The 16,595-nt window shown below is 59.0% G+C and carries 19 protein-coding genes; 9 read left to right on the top strand and 10 right to left on the bottom strand.

The annotated features are described in order from the left end of the window. Window positions 1-3: 3 nt before the first annotated feature. Entirely contained in the window at window positions 4-615 is a 612-nt protein-coding gene (gene mobA / locus V5N12_RS05575; protein ID WP_332898163.1) for a molybdenum cofactor guanylyltransferase, read from the top strand. 9 nt (window positions 616-624) lie between these two features. On the opposite strand, the gene yqeC is transcribed toward mobA, so the two are convergent. Next, window positions 625-1,353 carry a selenium cofactor biosynthesis protein YqeC gene (gene yqeC / locus V5N12_RS05570; RefSeq protein ID WP_332898162.1) on the bottom strand — a complete coding sequence of 243 codons (729 nt, stop codon included), beginning with the start codon at window positions 1,351-1,353 and terminating at the stop codon, window positions 625-627. A 132-nt stretch (window positions 1,354-1,485) separates the two neighbouring features. Between yqeC and V5N12_RS05565 the strand changes: the two genes are divergently transcribed. Then, window positions 1,486-2,637 (top strand): HAMP domain-containing sensor histidine kinase, encoded by a 1,152-nt coding sequence (locus V5N12_RS05565; protein ID WP_332898161.1) that lies wholly within the window; start codon window positions 1,486-1,488, stop codon window positions 2,635-2,637. Window positions 2,638-2,680: 43 nt separating this feature from the next. Here V5N12_RS05565 and V5N12_RS05560 read toward each other — a convergent pair whose 3' ends face one another. The 4 genes from V5N12_RS05560 to V5N12_RS05545 all read right to left on the bottom strand — a co-directional run bounded on the left by V5N12_RS05560 (window position 2,681) and on the right by V5N12_RS05545 (window position 6,580). Continuing rightward, the gene (locus V5N12_RS05560; RefSeq protein WP_332898160.1) at window positions 2,681-3,886 is read right to left on the bottom strand and encodes a glycosyltransferase; all 1,206 of its coding nucleotides are present in this window, start codon (window positions 3,884-3,886) and stop codon (window positions 2,681-2,683) included. A gap of 169 nt (window positions 3,887-4,055) precedes the next feature. Continuing rightward, window positions 4,056-5,030 (bottom strand): D-2-hydroxyacid dehydrogenase, encoded by a 975-nt coding sequence (locus V5N12_RS05555; RefSeq protein WP_332898159.1) that lies wholly within the window; start codon window positions 5,028-5,030, stop codon window positions 4,056-4,058. A 140-nt stretch (window positions 5,031-5,170) separates the two neighbouring features. After that, on the bottom strand, window positions 5,171-5,653 hold the full coding sequence (locus V5N12_RS05550; protein ID WP_332898158.1) for a NosD domain-containing protein: 483 nt from the start codon (window positions 5,651-5,653) through the stop codon (window positions 5,171-5,173). A gap of 3 nt (window positions 5,654-5,656) precedes the next feature. Beyond that, window positions 5,657-6,580 carry a glycoside hydrolase gene (locus V5N12_RS05545; protein ID WP_332898157.1) on the bottom strand — a complete coding sequence of 308 codons (924 nt, stop codon included), beginning with the start codon at window positions 6,578-6,580 and terminating at the stop codon, window positions 5,657-5,659. Window positions 6,581-7,341: 761 nt separating this feature from the next. Here V5N12_RS05545 and V5N12_RS05540 point away from each other — a divergent pair. Beyond that, a complete protein-coding gene (locus V5N12_RS05540) occupies window positions 7,342-7,980 on the top strand; it encodes a cysteine hydrolase family protein (RefSeq protein WP_332898156.1) in 639 nt (212 codons plus the stop codon). Between the two features lie 324 nt (window positions 7,981-8,304). On the opposite strand, the gene V5N12_RS05535 is transcribed toward V5N12_RS05540, so the two are convergent. Next, window positions 8,305-8,604, bottom strand: coding sequence for an antibiotic biosynthesis monooxygenase (locus tag V5N12_RS05535; protein WP_332898155.1), 300 nt, complete (start codon window positions 8,602-8,604; stop codon window positions 8,305-8,307). 188 nt (window positions 8,605-8,792) lie between these two features. Here V5N12_RS05535 and V5N12_RS05530 point away from each other — a divergent pair, with 188 nt between their 5' ends. The 5 genes from V5N12_RS05530 to V5N12_RS05510 all read left to right on the top strand — a co-directional run bounded on the left by V5N12_RS05530 (window position 8,793) and on the right by V5N12_RS05510 (window position 12,392). Next, a complete protein-coding gene (locus V5N12_RS05530) occupies window positions 8,793-9,365 on the top strand; it encodes a pyridoxamine 5'-phosphate oxidase family protein (protein WP_332898154.1) in 573 nt (190 codons plus the stop codon). A gap of 64 nt (window positions 9,366-9,429) precedes the next feature. Next, window positions 9,430-9,834: a hypothetical protein gene (locus tag V5N12_RS05525; RefSeq protein WP_332898153.1), complete on the top strand. Its 405-nt coding sequence runs from the start codon at window positions 9,430-9,432 to the stop codon at window positions 9,832-9,834. A gap of 44 nt (window positions 9,835-9,878) precedes the next feature. Next, the gene (locus V5N12_RS05520) at window positions 9,879-10,991 is read left to right on the top strand and encodes a winged helix DNA-binding domain-containing protein (protein WP_332898152.1); all 1,113 of its coding nucleotides are present in this window, start codon (window positions 9,879-9,881) and stop codon (window positions 10,989-10,991) included. A 139-nt stretch (window positions 10,992-11,130) separates the two neighbouring features. Further along, on the top strand, window positions 11,131-11,955 hold the full coding sequence (locus tag V5N12_RS05515; protein WP_332898151.1) for a hypothetical protein: 825 nt from the start codon (window positions 11,131-11,133) through the stop codon (window positions 11,953-11,955). A gap of 5 nt (window positions 11,956-11,960) precedes the next feature. Beyond that, on the top strand, window positions 11,961-12,392 hold the full coding sequence (locus tag V5N12_RS05510) for a hypothetical protein (RefSeq protein WP_332898150.1): 432 nt from the start codon (window positions 11,961-11,963) through the stop codon (window positions 12,390-12,392). Between the two features lie 79 nt (window positions 12,393-12,471). Here V5N12_RS05510 and V5N12_RS05505 read toward each other — a convergent pair whose 3' ends face one another. The 4 genes from V5N12_RS05505 to V5N12_RS05490 form a co-directional block, all read right to left on the bottom strand. Next, window positions 12,472-12,780 (bottom strand): hypothetical protein, encoded by a 309-nt coding sequence (locus tag V5N12_RS05505; protein ID WP_332898149.1) that lies wholly within the window; start codon window positions 12,778-12,780, stop codon window positions 12,472-12,474. 15 nt (window positions 12,781-12,795) lie between these two features. Further along, window positions 12,796-13,275 (bottom strand): MOSC domain-containing protein, encoded by a 480-nt coding sequence (locus V5N12_RS05500; protein WP_332898148.1) that lies wholly within the window; start codon window positions 13,273-13,275, stop codon window positions 12,796-12,798. Window positions 13,276-13,332: 57 nt separating this feature from the next. Further along, window positions 13,333-13,899 (bottom strand): peroxiredoxin, encoded by a 567-nt coding sequence (locus V5N12_RS05495; protein ID WP_332898147.1) that lies wholly within the window; start codon window positions 13,897-13,899, stop codon window positions 13,333-13,335. A 122-nt stretch (window positions 13,900-14,021) separates the two neighbouring features. Next, window positions 14,022-15,008, bottom strand: coding sequence for an ornithine cyclodeaminase family protein (locus tag V5N12_RS05490; protein WP_332898146.1), 987 nt, complete (start codon window positions 15,006-15,008; stop codon window positions 14,022-14,024). 188 nt (window positions 15,009-15,196) lie between these two features. Here V5N12_RS05490 and V5N12_RS05485 point away from each other — a divergent pair, with 188 nt between their 5' ends. Then, complete coding sequence (locus V5N12_RS05485) at window positions 15,197-16,591, top strand: APC family permease (protein WP_332898145.1); 1,395 nt, start codon at window positions 15,197-15,199, stop codon at window positions 16,589-16,591. Window positions 16,592-16,595 lie beyond the last annotated feature (4 nt).

The following is a 16,595-nucleotide window of genomic DNA, read 5'->3' as shown; positions in this document are numbered from 1 at the left end:
CCCGTGGCGCGCGCCGCCGTCATCCTCGCGGGTGGGCGCTCGACGCGCTTTGGCGAGGCGGACAAAGCCGTCGCCCCCCTCGCGGGCGTGCCCATGATCCGACGGGTCGCAGACCGATTGGTCGCTGAAATTTCTGAACTCGTCGTGAACTGCCGCAGTGACCAGACCGCGGCCATCCGCGAGGCGATGGCAGGCTATCCGCACCCCGTGACGTTCGCGGAAGACGAGGAGCCAGATGAGGGGCCGATGGCGGGCATCAAAACCGGCTTGCGGGCGGTCGAAGCCGAGTACACCATCGTCGTCGCCTGCGACATGCCGTTCGTGGATGCGGGCCTCGTCTCGTATCTGTTCGAGCGCGCGGTGAGTCACGACGCCGCGGTTCCGAAATTGGACGACGGCTGGTATCAGACGACCCACGCGGTGTATCGTGCACGGGCGATGGCAGACGCCTGTGAGGCGGCGCTCACGGCGGGGGAACACAAGATTATCGCGCCGCTGTTCGAACTGGACTATGTCGTCGTCGGAGACGAGGCGATTCGCGCACACGGTTCGACAGAGAGTTTCAAGAATTGCAACACCCGCGAGGAGTTCGAGGCGGCCGCCGAACGCTTGTAGATGAGTGTCTCAGCGTTCGACGGTGGCGACGAGCGGCGAGTCGCTGGTCATCTGGGCGAGCACGACGCGCGGGACGGTGGTACGCGCGAGCACCTCAGCTGCAATCTCGCGGCCGACGGTTTCGAGGGCTGCGTCATCCACCATATTGATGAGTGGAATGACCGTCGCGCCCTCGGGGATGGCTTTCATCCCGGCGTGGTCGCTTGCGAGGACGGTTGCAACGGCTTCAACACTGAGTTCCTCACCGAGCGCGGTGCCCGTCACGCCCGCGACGCGCTCGGGGCGGTGAACGTGCGTCTCTGTGAGTGGCTTGCCGACGACCCGCGCGCTGGCGATGGGGACGACCGTGTCCGCGGTTTTCGGCAGTTGTGGTTCGCGGTCGTTCGGCGCTTTGAGCAGGCGGGTGCGCGCGCCGTCTGCTTTGACGAGTACGGGTACGTCTGCTGCGTTGGCAAGCAGGTCGACGACGGCGGGGTCGTAGCCCTGATACCGATCTTCGCGTTCGCGTGCGGCGACGAGGCCGAGCGGCCAGTCGTGAACCGTTTCGAGTGCGGCGACTGGCTCGTCGGTGACGATGACTTCACCGACCTCGGGGTCGAAAATCGGGATGCGAACGGTGGCCGTGACGACGGCTCTCCCCAGCCGGTTTGCAAGCGTATAGAGTGTCGTTTTCTTCCCGCCCGCGCCGACCACACAGGTGAGTCCGGCGTCCGCAGCGAGTGCTTCGATGATGTCCATTGGCTCGCGGTACGGCCCGCGGCGAGAAAAACGACCCGCGCACGCGAGTGCTGCCGACGTAACATCGTATTTTTGGAAAGTCATAATTGTCGAAAGATACATCTCATGAAAGCGCGAGGGTATGTTCAGACAATGACGACGGTGAGACGGGTGCAGTGGCCGGATGCCAACGACATACCGCACGGAATCGTCGTACTCGGTGTCGTGTTGTTTTTCTCGCATTTCTGGGAGTGGGTGGTCGAACCGACCTCCTTCAGCCCAGTGTTGTCACCCGGCTTACTCGCAAACCTCGTCAGTACATTTCCGCTCACCGTGGGCATCGTGCTCGGTGGATACTGGCTGCGAAAAAGCGACCTCAGCACGCAGCGGTACACGCGAATTGCGAAGTGGTGTCTCGGCTGTCTGTTCCTCTTTCTCGCCATCAACGTCGTCATCATCGTCGTGCTGTTCATCGAGTTTCTGCCCGCAGACCAACAGACGTCGCTGTTGGTCGGCTGGCTTCGGTTTGCCATCGCTACGGGCGCGGCAAGTGGGCTGTTCATCGGCATCATCGAAGCCCGGGCTATCGACCGCGAACTCACCGCCCAGCGGGCGACGATTCGCGCAGCCGAACTCGAACAGCAGTCAGACCAACTCGAATTTTTCAATTCGATTCTCCGCCACGATGTGCTAAACGGGATGACCGTCATCAGAGGGCGAGCAGAACTCCTCACCGAGACCGAAGAAGACGAACTGCAGCTGAGTCACGCAGAGACCATCCTCCGGTGGAGCGACGACATCGTCCAAGTCATCCAGCGCGTCCGGCGCATCCTCGAAACGCTCACCGAAGGGGCGGAGTACGAACGTCACACCGTAAACCTCTCTTCGATGCTCGAAACCGAGTTAGAACGGGTGAGCGCAACCTATCCGACCGTTACGTTCGACGCGAAAGTGCCACCCGATGTGACAGTCGAGGCAGACGACCTGCTGAACGAAGTGTTCGGCAACATCCTCACGAACGCGGTCGAACACAACGACCCAACAGACCTCACCGTCACGACAACGGTTACCGTCGGCCCGAAAAGCGCCACCGTTCGCATCACCGACACCGGGAGAGGGATTCCAGATGGGGAAAAAGAGACCGTCTTCAGACGGGGTGAATCCAGCCACGCGAACAAAAGCGAGAATGGCTTTGGCCTGTTTTTCGTTGACTCGATGGTTACGGCCTACGGCGGTACCGTCCACGTCGTCGATAGTCAGCCACACGGCGCGGAGTTCGTTATTGACCTCCCCAGAGCCTCCTAAGTGACGACAGCACTAACCGAACGTACGCCACGAGGCTAAGCTGTTACTTTCCGGTTCCAACTTTTTCTGTCACGCGGAACGACGACGGTGGGTGGAGAATCCCGACGACCGTCCCCATCGAGTGGACGACGCTGATGAGCGGCACGAGCGGGAGCGCGAACACCCACTTGAACTCGGACACACCGTAGTAGAGGAGGCCACGGACGAACCAGAACGCGGTGAAGACGGCGAGTGACATCGACGCAAGCAGGAACAGCCCAGCGTAGACCACGCTCACGCCGACCAGCGCGAGGGGCAACGCGACGACGGTGACAATCGGCGAGAGCGCCCACGCGAAGTTACGGATGCGCGTCAAGGCACGATACGGCCGCGGCAGGAGTGCGGTCGCTTCGATATTGCCTGCCGCCCAGCGCCGTCGTTGCTGGAGGATTTCACCGAGCGACGGTGGGGCTTCGTTCGAGCACGTGCTCGTGGAAAGCGCGAAGTCGATGTCGAACTGTTGGGCGGCAGCCCAGACGAAGGCCGTGTCCTCGACGAGCGTCTCGCGGTCCCACGTGACCTCGTTTTCGAGTTCGGTTCGCACCGCGATACCGCCACCCCACGCGAACAGCGGGATTTGGAGGCGGGCAAACGCGCGCTGTTCGATTTGGACGCCCATCCGATACACGTCTGCGAGATACGAGAGCACGGAACCGGTTCGACGCGGCCGCTCGCGCAGTTGCACGACGTCTGCATCTGGGAGGCCGTCGAAGTGCTCGACGATGCTGTCCTCGTCGAGGTAGAGAACGAACTCGCGGTCACACGAAAGCGTCCGGCGTGCCCACTCGATGGCACGACCCTTCTGGACGGCCGTACACTCGAACTCGTCGGGGACGACGTGTACCTCCGCGCCGTCTATCTCGATGGCTTCTTCGGCGATGACGTGTCTGTCCGTGAGTTCGTCGGGCAGCGAATCGACCGTCGATTGCACGACTTCCGCAGCATCGATGGTCAGGATGCGAACCTGAATGTCGTCGCCGCCGTACTCGGATGCCGGAGGTTCATACCCCGCGCCGAGGACGTAGCTCAAGGCGACCCAGAGCAGTGCGGAGGCGAAAAACAGCCCCGTCGTGCCCCAGAGGACGAATTCCAGCAGGTGTTCGTACGGAATCGGTAGCCCGGCGAGCCGCCCCGGGAGCGCGAGCAGGGCAAGCCCCACGACCAACACACCTCCGATGAGGGCGGTGGCGATGCGTTCGAATTGTACCATACCCGGAGGTACGTCGAATACTACAAAAGTCCGAAATATCGTTCTGCATCCTCCGTATCGTTCAGACCGTTCAAAACGGCTTAAGCAGGGTGAAAACCGCGCTTCTACGTGTTCTGCACATATGAAGAATCATTCAGAATTGTGAGGGTTCTCTCCGATTCCACCGACCCTATCGGGGCTTCGATGGAGCGACGATTTGATTTCTCAACTCCTCACCCGCATCGAGACGGCCGACGTTTTCAGCCACAATATCCGCGAGTCGTTCCCAGTGTTTTGGCGTGTGGCCGCCCGTGTGCGGCGTGATGAGGCAGTTTTCGAGCGTCCAGAGCGGATGGGTTTCGGGGAGCGGTTCGGGGTCAGTCACGTCGAGGGCAGCGCCGCCGATTGCATTCGCTCTGAGGGCAGAGACGAGCGCGTCGGTATCGACAATCGGCCCGCGGGCGGTGTTGATGAGCACGGCGTGCGGTGGCATCGTAGCCAGTTCAGCCGCCCCGATGAGACCGCGCGTCTCGTCGGTGAGCGGGCAGGCGACGACGACGAAATCACTCCGCGAGAGCGCGTCGTGGATGGCGGCTTCGTCGAAACCACACACCTCGTCGGTCGGACCCCCCTTTTCTGGCGTGTAGCGGATGCCGATGGTGTCCACCTCGAAGCCCTGGAGACGCTGGACGAGCGCCTGTCCAATCGACCCGAGACCGATAATCGTGACCGTACAGCCGGTGAGTTCGCCCGACTGGAAGTGTCGCCACTCGGCGCGTTGTTTGCGTCGCCAACCCTCGTGGAGCCGCCGGGTGAACACCAGCATGTTGCCGAGCGCTTGCTCTGCGATGCCCGGCGCGTGAATGCCGCCCGCATTGGTGACGGCAACCCCACGGGCGGCGAGTTCGTCAACCGGAACGTGGTCAGTCCCTGCGAACGTACAGGCGAACAGTTCGAGGTTCGACGCCCGTGAGAGGAGCGATTCATCGAGAGTGATGCCCGTAACGATTCGGGCGTGAGAGACCAGTTCGCGTTCCTCTGTGGGTGTGCGTGCGAGCTCGACGGTTCGGTCGGAAAGCCGCGTGCGGAGTTCCTCAGCGTACGGTTCCATCGAGAGCCCTTCTGTTCCCTCGCGGAGAACGACGATGTCTGGCGTGGAAGTCATGGAAACGAGTGGTGTGTCCAAACGCGGACGCTCACCTTAGTCTTCATCCCGTGAGGTGGGCTCCTCGAGCACAGAGTTCTCGCTGAATCAGCGTTCGTCGGGAGTTCGCCCGCAAAAGTTAACGGTAAGTAAGGAGGACGTCAGTCACGACGTTCGTTTCGATAGACGTCTCTGCCAACGTTCGACTCGAACACGTTGTCTCGAAGGAAGTCGTTACTCATCGAGTCGAAGGCGATACCGATGATGTTTCCAGTGAAGGTGTTCTCCGTAACAGAAACTCGATTCGTCTCTTCGAACGATAGCCCGTATCCATTTCTGTCAAAGCGTGAGTTCAGAACCCGTCCCTCTGTCACGTGCTCTAACCAAATGCCGTAATCCCACTCGGTGAGCGTGACGTTTCGAATCACCACGTTACTACACTCGGTGACGAAGATACCGGAGGTATCGCTCACGCCAAAGCCATCGATCGTGTACCCTGCGCCGTCGAAAACGACGTCATCGGATTCGATTCGGATACACGCTTCAGAGAGGTGTGTACCGCCACCGTGTTCGATATCCGTCGCCAACTCGTACGTTCCCGGTTCAGAAATCGTCGTCCGTCCATCGATTCGTGTCACTGACATCGACTACACCTGCCCCCACTCAGGAATGCGCTTGCGCTCTTCGCCCTCGAAGTCTGCCGTACCCGACATCGCCTGTATCGAGTGAGCGTCTTCCATACTCCAGACCGCCCCATCCTCGTGAAACAGGCCGTTGACAACGCCGTAACTCCGCTGTGGTTCGACCCACGCTGGCTTTACCATCAACGACCAGAAGAAGTTCCCATAGCCAAACTCGTGGATGAGCGGCGCCAGACTCGCATACTTCGGAGTCTGTTCGCTCGGCTTCTTTGGCGACGCGCGTGCACGCTGCCACTCGGTGAGCCAGATGGGGGATTCCACCGCATCGTGCATGTACGACACGCGCTCTAACATCGTCCGAAACATCCCTGGATTCGAGGCGAAATTATAGTGAAATTGGAGGATGTCGCTCCCCCAGTCGATGTAGTCTGCGTTATTTACCAGACTCGTCGCCCCGACAGTTAGCGGAACGCTCCCTCGTTTTGCGGCGACCCGTTCGAACATCTCCGCTGCGAACTCATACTTCGAGGATTCCCACCCCGGTTCGTTCATGACTTCGATGCCGAGCAGTCGATCATCATCGCGATACCGTTCCATGAACCAATCGACGAACCCTCTCGGCTCGTCCCACTTCTCCCGATTGAACAACACGATGCTCGATGGCGAGCTGAGCCCAATCGCGGTCTTCGGGTCGGTATCCGTAAGTCGACTTGGCGTCGGTTCGATTCCGATGGCATCGAACAGGCCGATGAGAACCGAAATGCCGCGGTCGTCTGCAGCCTGGAGGAAGTGGTCGAGAGCAGCTTCGTGGGCCTCCGGGTCTTCCAGCCACGCTTCGTAACACAGCCACGTCCGAACTGCGTTCAGGTTTACCTGCCTCGCATACGAAAGGTCTCGTTCGACGACGGCCGGGTCGTACTGCTGCCACATCTGATAGAGGTTGAAAGCTCGCGAGGGGATGTACACCGCTCCACGCACGTCAATATCGTCATACGTAGAGCGGTCTGGAATAGCCGATTCATTCGGGGTGACCGGCGTAGATGGCTCCGAATCATAGGCTACATGCTCAGGAATCGTATGACCAATCACATACCACGCAGCACCTCCAACGCTCCCAGCCGTACCCAACAAAAGCAGTTGCCGCCGTGTCAGGTCATTCGTCATGGTTGCCTCCACGCTTCCCATTGCACTTGGGCGCGATTTTTGAGAGAGCATGTAAGGAGTTGCGTTCTATGAACGTTCCCACCGAGTTGGGTGAGTACGTACTCGAACCCGGATGGCAAACTGCCCTTCTCTCACCTCTCACAGCGTGCCCTTCTGCGAAGACTGCTCGGTCGAACAACGCTGTGTCGTGTCCTGGATTCCTTCGAAACATAGTTGGCTGAGCATTTTTCTGCAGGCGTTCGCCACCACTGCCCTCCCACGGATGGCTCGTCTTAGTGTGAGTTTCCGGGAGGGTTAAAAAGTGGTTCTGGCCACATTCTCGAATTCAACCATAACGGGCTGAAAACGGAGCGATTCCACCGTCTACAGACTGCTGCATCGAGTGGATCGCGTGAAGCAGGACGATAAACCCGAAAGACAGCCACCACTGAACTCTCCTGTGGTGGCATGTGTGGTGGTATTTGGGGTAACCTCAGGGACACCGCTATCTATATCCAACCGGTTAACATCATTATTAATGATGAGCCATGTCCATCACACTCGTACCAGAACGAACTGTACTGCTGATTACCGACCCACAGGTTGATTTCCTCAAGCCTGAAAGCGTCGTCTGGGATCACGTCGGTGAAACAGTCGAGGAGAACAATGTCGTCGAAAATCTGGTTCAACTGAGAGACGCTGCCCGTGAAGGCGGTATCAAGGTGTTCTATTCGCCACACTACTACGAGCAAGACGAGTACGAAAGCTGGCGACACCTGAATACTATCGATGGGATGATGTTCGAGACCCGGATGTTCGACCGCGCTGGCTCAGGGAGCGACTTTATTCCCGAACTCGAACCCGACGATAACACCTTCGTGTGCGCGCCGCACAAGCAGCTCAGTGGGTTCTGGAGCAACGATATCAACACCCAACTCCGCCAACGTGACATTAGCACAATTGTACTCGCAGGAATGAGTGCGAATCTGTGCGTCGAATCACACCTGCGCGACGCCGTTGAAGCTGGATTCGAGGTCATTGTCGTTACTGATGCAACCGCCGCTGCTGGCAAAGCCGCGCTCGATGCCGCCTACACGAACTACGGCTTCATCGCACACGAAACCACCACGACCGAGGAGATAGTTCCTCGACTCGCGCAAAGAGAGATGGCTCCAGCTGACGATTAACCCCGAACAGTCGACTTTCAGCCTTTTTCGAATTGTCCACCAATAACGAGGCCAATCGTAAGGCCAATTGAAGTTCCGATTACAATACCCAGCGCGATATTATCGAAGACAACGCCGAGTCCTGCGCCGAGGGACATCCCGAGTGCGACGGCGAGGGCGAGAGTTGGTCGGCTTCCTCGTTCGCGTCATCGACCGACGGGTGACTCATTGGGATGAGCAACACTTGTGAACTGGAAAAAGCCCTGCGTCCAATTGACTCGAAGCGCAGGCTGCGTACCGATGTAGTGGAACGGTAGAAAGTGGAGTCGACAGCAGGAGTGCAGGTTATGCAGACGGTTCGATAACCGATTTCTGATCGACCATCTTTACGACCGACAGTTCTGGCATCCCCTTCACGCCTGCAGCCGCCAACCGCTCACGCATCTCTTCTGACCCAAAGAACGCACGAGGATCTTCTGCATCATCCCAGTCAAACAGGACGACGACCTCGTTCGGATCGTCCACACTCTGGAAGGTCTGATACCCCAGTTGTCCGTGTTCAGTGCGGAAGGAATCGTTACTGTCGAACGAAGATTTCCATGCCTCGAAGTCCGCTACCGTAGCCTTTGCAACTAAGAATGCCATTTATATCACCATCAATCATGTAGGTCTCGAGGAGGTATAAATATGCCATGTTATAGAATAGCATTGATAGCTGATGGCTTATTCAATGGTGGCGTCATCGCAGCGCCCGACGAAGACCTCCAGTTCATGAGCACCGGACACGTACCGAAACCTCCGAATCTATGTTCTCTCCCCGCGCTCCTTTTGCTATGAGCGACGACATCGAGAACATCACCGACACCATCCGCTATCAGGGCAAAGCGGTCTCCGACCCGGAGTGGATCCCCGCGTTCCTCGCCACCCAAAAATCGGGCGTCATCGGGCTGATTGACGACGACACGCCGCACCTCGTGACACAACTGTTCGTCTACGACGAGGATGAGGGCGCGATATACCTCCACGGCGCACAGGGCGGGCGCGCCCACGACCTCGTGGCAGCGGGCGACGAACCGCGGGCGTCTTTTACGACCCACGAGATGGGACGGTTCATCCCCGCAGACGAACCCGTGAACTTCACCGTCGAGTATTCGAGCGTGGTCGCCTACGGAACTATCTCGTTCGTCTCTGCGGAAGCCGAAAAACGCCGCGTGCTCGAACTGTTCATGGACAAATACGCGCCACAACTCGTCCCCGGCGAGGATTACGAGCTCATGAGCGAGGAGTCCATCGACCGGACGGCAGTGTATCGATTCGCCGTCGAATCGTGGAGCGGGAAAGAGGGCTGGAAGGATTCCGACCATCCGGGTGCATACGATTTAGACGAGGAGCGAGAATCGAGGTAAGGTCCCGGCGAGAAGTCATTTCTGACAATAGAACTATAGGATTTCCATTAGAAGCATATGGTAGATGGTTTCTGCTCGACGGCTCATCTCCCTCTGGACCGACCTCATACTCACGGTCTGGGTTGGTTTGCTCAGCATTTCCCGCGCAGTCATTGATTCACAACAGTCGATTGTCCCAGTCATCATGCTGGTCACGGCAGGAAGTAGCCTCCTGTTGGCGTATCTCTTGCTCCGTCGGTATCCGAACATACAATCGAGGCAACTCTGGGGGTTCAACGCAGTCATGATCGTCTTCTTCGTCGCGGTAAACGCGGTGGTGTCGAATGGCATCTATGCCCCACAAGGCGACGGCTCGCCACTCGTCATCGGCGCACTGTGGATTATGTCGCTCGCAGTCGCCTACGGTGTGGTGTACGCGGGCGGCTATTCGTGGGCAAAACACCAGCTGTTCGCGCGCAACGGTGAGTGAACTCTTGCAGACAGTGCTTTCTTGCCTTTCACCGTAAAATTCGTATGGTACGGACGTTCTCCGATGACGAGGTGAGGCGACTTCGTCTGCGTTCTCAGCTACTCGACACAGGGACTGCCACAAACGTTCCGGACGTACTCTCCCGTGTCTGTGGCCTCCAAGCGCAGGATGCGGGCGCAGCGACGCTCGGTATCAGAACACGGAGTTCGGGCGTGACCGCCGCGGATGTTGAAGCGGCCTTGTTCGAGAACCGGAGCGTCATTCGAACCTGGTGCATGCGAGGCACCCTTCATCTCGTCGCCACCGAAGACGTCCCATGGTTGCTGTCGGTGTTCGGCCCCGTGTTCGTCGCCCGGGGGCGGAGACGACTCAGCGACCTTGGGTTCGACGACGATGCAAGCGCGAACGCAGTCGAGACGATTCACGACGCAATCGACGACCATGGACCGCTCACCCGAGCGGAGATTGTGGAGTCGCTCCAGCGAGCAGGGTTTGCGTTCGACGCTCGTGGTCAGGCCCCGTTTCACCTCATCCTCCGTGCGGCGTTGCAAGGACTCATCTGCAAGGTCGCACCGGTAGACGGGGCTGAGGCGTACGGACTGCTCAGCGAGTGGGTGGGGATACAAGAGTTCCCGGAAAGACAAGCCAGCTTGCGAACCCTCGCGCGGCGCTACCTTTCTGCGTATCAGCCCGCCTCGCTCGCGGACTTCGCCTCGTGGTCGAAATTGCCGATGGCTGACGTTCGAGCCGCGTGGGCGGCAATCGAGGACGACCGAGCCGTCGTCAACGACGGTGCAGATAGAATCGAGATGTTGGCCGGAGACGTTCCCAATCAAGATGAGATTCAGGAATCGTCGCTCCGATTGCTCCCCCGTTTCGACACCTATCTCCTCGGGTACGCAAGTCGGGAATTCGCTGTTTCGCCAGCAAAGGAAAGCAACATCTGGCCGGGTGGCGGTATGATTCAACCCACCGTTATCCACGATGGTCGCGCGATCGCAACGTGGAAACTTGACCGCTCGAAGCGCCAGACCGAAGTGGTTGTCGTGCCGTTCGACGAGTGTCTCGCCGATTGCCACGCGACGTTAGACGCGGAAGTGGAGGATATCGGACGATTCCTTGATGAAGATGTGGGCTATCGAATCGAAGGGAGCTGACGCCGAATGCGCGCTGGGTTTACTCACGTTCTTTGTCGAAATCGGCTCCTCGATGTTGAGACTGCCCACTACACCACCCAAATATGCATTATGATAATAATTCGATAGAGTAATATTACCTTCGGTTGTATGCAGAGCCATGCCTATCGATGGCAGAGACGTAGAATCCGGCAAATTCCCCAAGATACCGTACGACGAGGTTCGCTCAACTCACATCCAAGAAGCTATTCGACGAGGTGAGTTTGAAGACACCGCTCATCGGCGGTACGTAAACGACCTCGTCTACGTCGAGTGGTACACGAGAATCGGAATCGCACCGACGCTCAGAGCAACCTCGGCCAACGGAATCCGCGCCACTGTGTGGCGACTTGCGCTGAAATACCCGGAGGTGTTCGACGCCATCCGACGAGAATTTGGAGCCACCACGCGCGAGGAAGCGTTCAATCAAGAAGACTTCAGCAAGTGGAACTGGAACGGGGAAGAAGACCCAAGCGCACGGCGAATTTGGGCGACACGTCATCGATGGGAGTGGAATCGCGTGTGCGACGAAAATGCGAAGATTAGGCAGGGAACCGCAGACCGTGTGCAACTCAGCGTCCGACCCGGATTTGCCCCGTTTCGGTTTCCGAAGGTCCACTACGACGACATCCAGTCAGACTTCATCGTCGCGGAGATTCGACGCGGGTCGTTCGACGATTTTGAATACCGGCAGTACGTGAACAAACTGGTCTACATCGAGACGTGGACGCGCGAGCCCACACGTATCGCTAGCAGCGCGGTTCCACACTACAAACCGTGGCTCGTCTGCGCCCAGTTCCCCGACGAATACGACATCATCTTTCGAGAGTTGAACCCACCGACACGCACGGATTCCAAACCGAGTGCCAAGCAACACAAACGTGCGTGGCAGTCGGTCCAAGAAGACAGTTCATCCGAATCGAGTCTGTTTGGAACGCGGCGGTGAGCACCATGCGCATCGAAATTCCAGAGGGTGGGTTTTCAGACGAGATAACAGAGCGCCTCGTCGATGCCATCATCGCAGGGGCAGACGAACGCGCCGTCGGTGTCGCCCGTAAGCTCGTTCAAAAAGACCGGTGTGACGTGTGCTGCGACACGACGTTCGACTTCACGGAAAACGATCCGTTGAGTACGATAACGCACGTCGAACACATCGTCTCCGAAGCAATCACGCTCATCGGATTGGCTGAACACGGCACGTTGGACTTCGACCCCGACGAGTACGACTGGGTGTGTGCCACCATCGAAACGACATTGATAGTGGAATTTTTCGACCGCTGTCCGCCGCCAGAGCGGTGCGCTGTATGTACTGACGAGCGCATCGAGGAGTGTGGTCATTGGCGGTCGGGCAGCGAATGTCCGTATCGAGGCGAGGCACCGTAACCGGAGTGAGGTCTTAGGAGTTTTCTCTCATTACCCGTCTCACCTTCATTCAAGAAGCGCGATTCACCGCCGGCTCGGGTTAGTCCCAGCCGTAAATCGCGTCAAATTCGGCTTTGCGGGCTTCGAACGCCTCGTACATGCGGTCGCTCACTGCATCGGCAGAGTCGTATCCATCGACCCGTTTGGCGACGATTTGGCTCACCATCGCACGCGTAAAGTTCTCCCACGGCTTCGACGGCGAGTTGATGCTCGCTATCTGTTCGTCGTCATCGAGAATGTCGACGTAGCAGAGGTGATTGCCGCCATCTGGATGGTCGGGACCAGTGCGGACACGGAGCGTCAGTGAGTCACCGAGGGCGACTTCGAGTGGATGAGTTGAATCAGTCATCGGTAGCTGGTGGAATTAGAGAATAATCGCGTCGTCACGTTCGATTCGTCCAGACTCGATGACTCGTGCATCGAGGCCGCCGCGATGTTTCAGCGCATCTGCAACTTTTCCCTTTCCAACGAGCCCCTGCATGTACCCACAGGGCTCACAGAGATTCAGCCCCTCGCAGACGGCGTCACCGACCTGAAACCGTTTGCCGACGAGATGGTTGAGCGCCACGTCGCGCGTCACGACGTTCCGGCGCGCATCCCCGAGGGCGAGGTCGATGTCGTAATCCTCGCGGACGGCTTCGATGGCCTCCAGTTCAATGAAGGTGATGTCGCTCGCCTCGTTGTTCGGATTGTCTTCCCACTCGTTCCAGATTCCCTTGCCCTTGAAATAGCGGTCACCCTCGATGCCACGGTCTTCGACCGCGTTCACCGACTCGTGTTCGACCATCTCGTCGCCCGTATCGGGGGCGGTGAAGATGCGAACGACCACGCCGTTTTCGCTCATGTATGTGGTGACATGCCACGCCACCATTAATCTAGAGCCCACGGTCTGACTAGGTCGTTACTGGGAGTCGTTGCTCACCCAGGCCAGAACGTTGCCTGCGTGCTCGTCGGGAGGGAAAATTGGATAAAAGACGTGTTCGATTCTCCCGTCTGAGACGACCAGCGTCAACCGCTTCAGATAGTCGGCCCCCTCGATGGTGAACGTCGGTAACTCGAGTGCCGTCGCCACTTCCCACTCGGCATCGCTGAGCAGCTCAAAGGGAAGGTCAAGCCGGTCGCGGGCCTCGCGTTGGTACTCACTCGTCTGTGTAGACAGTCCGTACACCTCACCGACCCCACCCTCTCGGAGGGCCTCGTACTGACTGCGAAAGCCGAGCGACTCGGGCGTACAGCCACGGGCACCCGGCACAGCTTCCCAGCCCGTTGGAATCACGTCCGTGTCCGGTCGCCCCGTGAGTGGATAGACATAGATGACCGTTCGCGGTGGGAGGTCGTGGAGAGAAACGGTGGTGCCGTCGGTTGCTGGGAGTGACAGCTCAGGCAGCTCCATCCCGCGGAGATGGACGGCCGCACCATCGTCTTCCGGTACTGGGAGGTTGTCCGGCAATGGGAAGTCCTCTGACATACACCAGTGAACCACCCACACAAAATTAAACCCCTACTATCTGCCCAATAGTTGGACAGTGGTCAAAAAATAGATGGTTTTAGAAATTGTGTGCAATTTTTAGGTGAGCGTCGGCGGCTGTATCACAGCGACAGTTCGCTGCCGACGTTTTCGTCCACTGCTCGGTCGTAGATATGCCCGGCCACCGCCGCGTCCATCACCGCAGACCCGACGCTTTCGACGACGATGACGTCCTCGGGCGACGCTCGCTTCGCCTCGCCAGTGAGCAGGTCCGAGAAGGGAATGAGGTCGTCTTCAGTGAGAGCGCTCTCTAGAATGTCGCCAATCTCGGCCACCTCTTCTGGGACGTCCGCAAACACCGTGCTCGCCCCTTCGATTGTTTTCGCGTCGATTTCCTGCATCTCGGCGGTGTACGCGCCGATTCCGACGACGGTCGTTCCCGGTGCGAGGTGGGCACCCGAGAACACCGGCTCTTTACTCGTCGTCGCGGTGATAACCAGCGTCGCATCCGAGACGGCATCTTCGGGCGATTCGGCCGTCTCGATAGGCACGTTGAGTTCCGCCGTGAGTTCTCGAACCGCCTCCGCAAGCATCGTCTCGTTGTGGTCGTACAGCGTCACAGATTCGACCGCTGTTGCGGTCGTCACCGCGCGAATCTGCCAGCGCGACTGCGTTCCAGCGCCGATGACGGCAAGCGAAATCGGTTCTTCACAGAGCTCCCGTGCGGCCAGTCCGCCGATGCAACTCGTCCGCGCGGCCGTGATGACTGAGCCATCCATATACGCGACCGGAAGCCCGGTTTCCGCCGCATTGACCGCGATTTGGGCGTGTATCGTCGGCAACCCACGACGCTTGTTCTCGGGGTGGACGCTCACGAGTTTCGTGGCGAAATACTCGCTGCCGTGGATGTACGCAGGCATGACGAGTCCCGTTCCGAGCGGTTCGTCTGGGTGGCTTGCATCAAGTTTTTGCCCAACTGGAAAGTGCGGGCGCTCCGGCCGTTCGACCTCGCCACGACCCTGTTTGCGTAAGGCGTCTTCGACGACGGCGAGGACGTCTTCAATATCAAGAAGGCCTCGAACGTCTGCACCCGAGAGAATGCGAGTCATTAACACTCAATGACGGAGATGTCGTGTAATTCTTTCCGTCTTCGGCGCAGGTCGCTCACTACACAGCGGGGAAATACACGGCACTCCAGTCGTGAAATGGCAGTGAAATCCTCATTTATTTTCACGCATTCAAAATGGATAGAAAAACATAAATAGGGCGATTCAACTTATCTTCGAGACACAGTACCATGGCAGGGGAACTCTCCCGCGTCCTTTCGAAGCGCGACATTTTCGTGCTCGCGTTTGGCGCAATGATTGGGTGGGGTTGGATCGTACAGACCGGCTACTTCATCGACCAGAGTGGGGTCTCCGGCGCAATCGCGGCGTTCATCCTCGGCGGGTTCATGGTGAGCGTCGTCTCGCTCATCTACGGCGAACTCGCCTCCGCGATGCCGTTTGTCGGCGGCGAACACAGCTACAGCCTCAAGGCGCTCGGGCCGATTGGCTCGTTCGTGTGTACGTGGGCGCTCATCTTCGGCTACGTGAGCGTCGTCGCCTTCGAAGCAATCGCGCTCCCGAGCGCACTCGCCTACATCGTCCCCGGCTTCAACGTCTTTGAGCTGTGGACCGTCGCCGGAAATCCCGTCTACGCCTCGTGGGTCGCCACCGGCGTCATCGGTTCTGTCGTCATCACCTACCTGAACTACCGTGGCGTTCGCCCCGCCGCGCAGTTCCAGGCCATCCTCGCGCTCGTCATCACGCTCGCCGGCGCGACGCTCCTCGCAGGCGCGCTCTTTAACGGCACCTCGCCCGCAGACCCACCGTTTGCTGGCGCGGGCATCGGCGGCGTGTTCACCGTCGCCATCATGACGCCGTTCATGTTCGTCGGCTTCGACGTGATTCCCCAGGCGGCAGGCGAAGCGAACATCTCGCCAAAGCTCCTCGGGAGCCTCATCGGCATCTCGGTCGTCTGTGCCGCCACGTTCTACATCGCCGTCATCTGGGCCGCCGGACACGTCGCCTCCGGTGCGGTGCTCGTAGACAGCGCCCTTCCCGCAGCCAAGGCGATGGAAATCGCGTTCAACAGCCAGACCATCGGCCGCATCATGGCGCTCGCCGGACTCGCTGGCATCCTCACGAGTTGGAACGGATTCGTCCTCGGCGCGAGCCGCGCGATTTACGCTCTCGCAAACTCCGAGATGCTCCCCGACTCACTCGCCACGCTCCACCCGAAACACAACACGCCCTCGACCGCAATCGTCCTCGTCGGCGGGCTGGCCGCACTCGCCCCGCTGTTCGGCGAGCAGATGCTCATTTGGATTGTCAATGCGGGCGGCCTCGGACTGGTCACCGCGTGGTTCCTCGTCGTCATCTCGTTCCTCGTCCTGCGCTACCGCGACCCCGCGATGGAACGGCCGTTCAAGCTCCCCGGCGGCTACGCAATCGGCGCACTCGCCCTCGCGTTGACCGTCTTCTTCATCGGCCTCTACATGCCTGGGTCGCCATCTGAACTTGGTGTCTACGAGTGGGCAATCATCCTCGCGTGGTGTGTCCTCGGTGCCGTATTGCTTGGGCTGGCCGGTGGCTTCCCGAGCAAAAGCGAAGCACGGTCGCATCTTCGCCAGCAGAGGCTGAACAACTGAACGG

Source organism: Haladaptatus sp. CMSO5, assembly GCF_036689885.1.
In the GTDB taxonomy this organism is placed as follows: domain Archaea; phylum Halobacteriota; class Halobacteria; order Halobacteriales; family Halococcaceae; genus QDMS2.
This window is presented reverse-complemented; position numbering and strand designations above follow the sequence as displayed.

Bases quoted from the DNA above. Each gene is read 5' to 3' on its own strand.
- V5N12_RS05510 (WP_332898150.1), top strand. From the start codon at position 11,961: ATGCGCATCGAAATTCCAGAGGGTGGGTTTTCAGACGAGATAACAGAG.
- V5N12_RS05500 (WP_332898148.1), bottom strand. From the start codon at position 13,275: ATGAGCGAAAACGGCGTGGTCGTTCGCATCTTCACCGCCCCCGATACG.
- V5N12_RS05485 (WP_332898145.1), top strand. From the start codon at position 15,197: ATGGCAGGGGAACTCTCCCGCGTCCTTTCGAAGCGCGACATTTTCGTG.
- V5N12_RS05565 (WP_332898161.1), top strand. From the start codon at position 1,486: ATGACGACGGTGAGACGGGTGCAGTGGCCGGATGCCAACGACATACCG.
- yqeC (WP_332898162.1), bottom strand. From the start codon at position 1,353: ATGGACATCATCGAAGCACTCGCTGCGGACGCCGGACTCACCTGTGTG.
- V5N12_RS05540 (WP_332898156.1), top strand. From the start codon at position 7,342: ATGTCCATCACACTCGTACCAGAACGAACTGTACTGCTGATTACCGAC.
- V5N12_RS05535 (WP_332898155.1), bottom strand. From the start codon at position 8,604: ATGGCATTCTTAGTTGCAAAGGCTACGGTAGCGGACTTCGAGGCATGG.
- V5N12_RS05495 (WP_332898147.1), bottom strand. From the start codon at position 13,899: ATGTCAGAGGACTTCCCATTGCCGGACAACCTCCCAGTACCGGAAGAC.
- V5N12_RS05555 (WP_332898159.1), bottom strand. From the start codon at position 5,030: ATGACTTCCACGCCAGACATCGTCGTTCTCCGCGAGGGAACAGAAGGG.
- V5N12_RS05545 (WP_332898157.1), bottom strand. From the start codon at position 6,580: ATGTGGCAGCAGTACGACCCGGCCGTCGTCGAACGAGACCTTTCGTAT.
- V5N12_RS05550 (WP_332898158.1), bottom strand. From the start codon at position 5,653: ATGTCAGTGACACGAATCGATGGACGGACGACGATTTCTGAACCGGGA.
- V5N12_RS05515 (WP_332898151.1), top strand. From the start codon at position 11,131: ATGCCTATCGATGGCAGAGACGTAGAATCCGGCAAATTCCCCAAGATA.
- V5N12_RS05530 (WP_332898154.1), top strand. From the start codon at position 8,793: ATGAGCGACGACATCGAGAACATCACCGACACCATCCGCTATCAGGGC.
- V5N12_RS05490 (WP_332898146.1), bottom strand. From the start codon at position 15,008: ATGACTCGCATTCTCTCGGGTGCAGACGTTCGAGGCCTTCTTGATATT.
- V5N12_RS05505 (WP_332898149.1), bottom strand. From the start codon at position 12,780: ATGACTGATTCAACTCATCCACTCGAAGTCGCCCTCGGTGACTCACTG.
- V5N12_RS05520 (WP_332898152.1), top strand. From the start codon at position 9,879: ATGGTACGGACGTTCTCCGATGACGAGGTGAGGCGACTTCGTCTGCGT.
- V5N12_RS05560 (WP_332898160.1), bottom strand. From the start codon at position 3,886: ATGGTACAATTCGAACGCATCGCCACCGCCCTCATCGGAGGTGTGTTG.
- V5N12_RS05525 (WP_332898153.1), top strand. From the start codon at position 9,430: ATGGTTTCTGCTCGACGGCTCATCTCCCTCTGGACCGACCTCATACTC.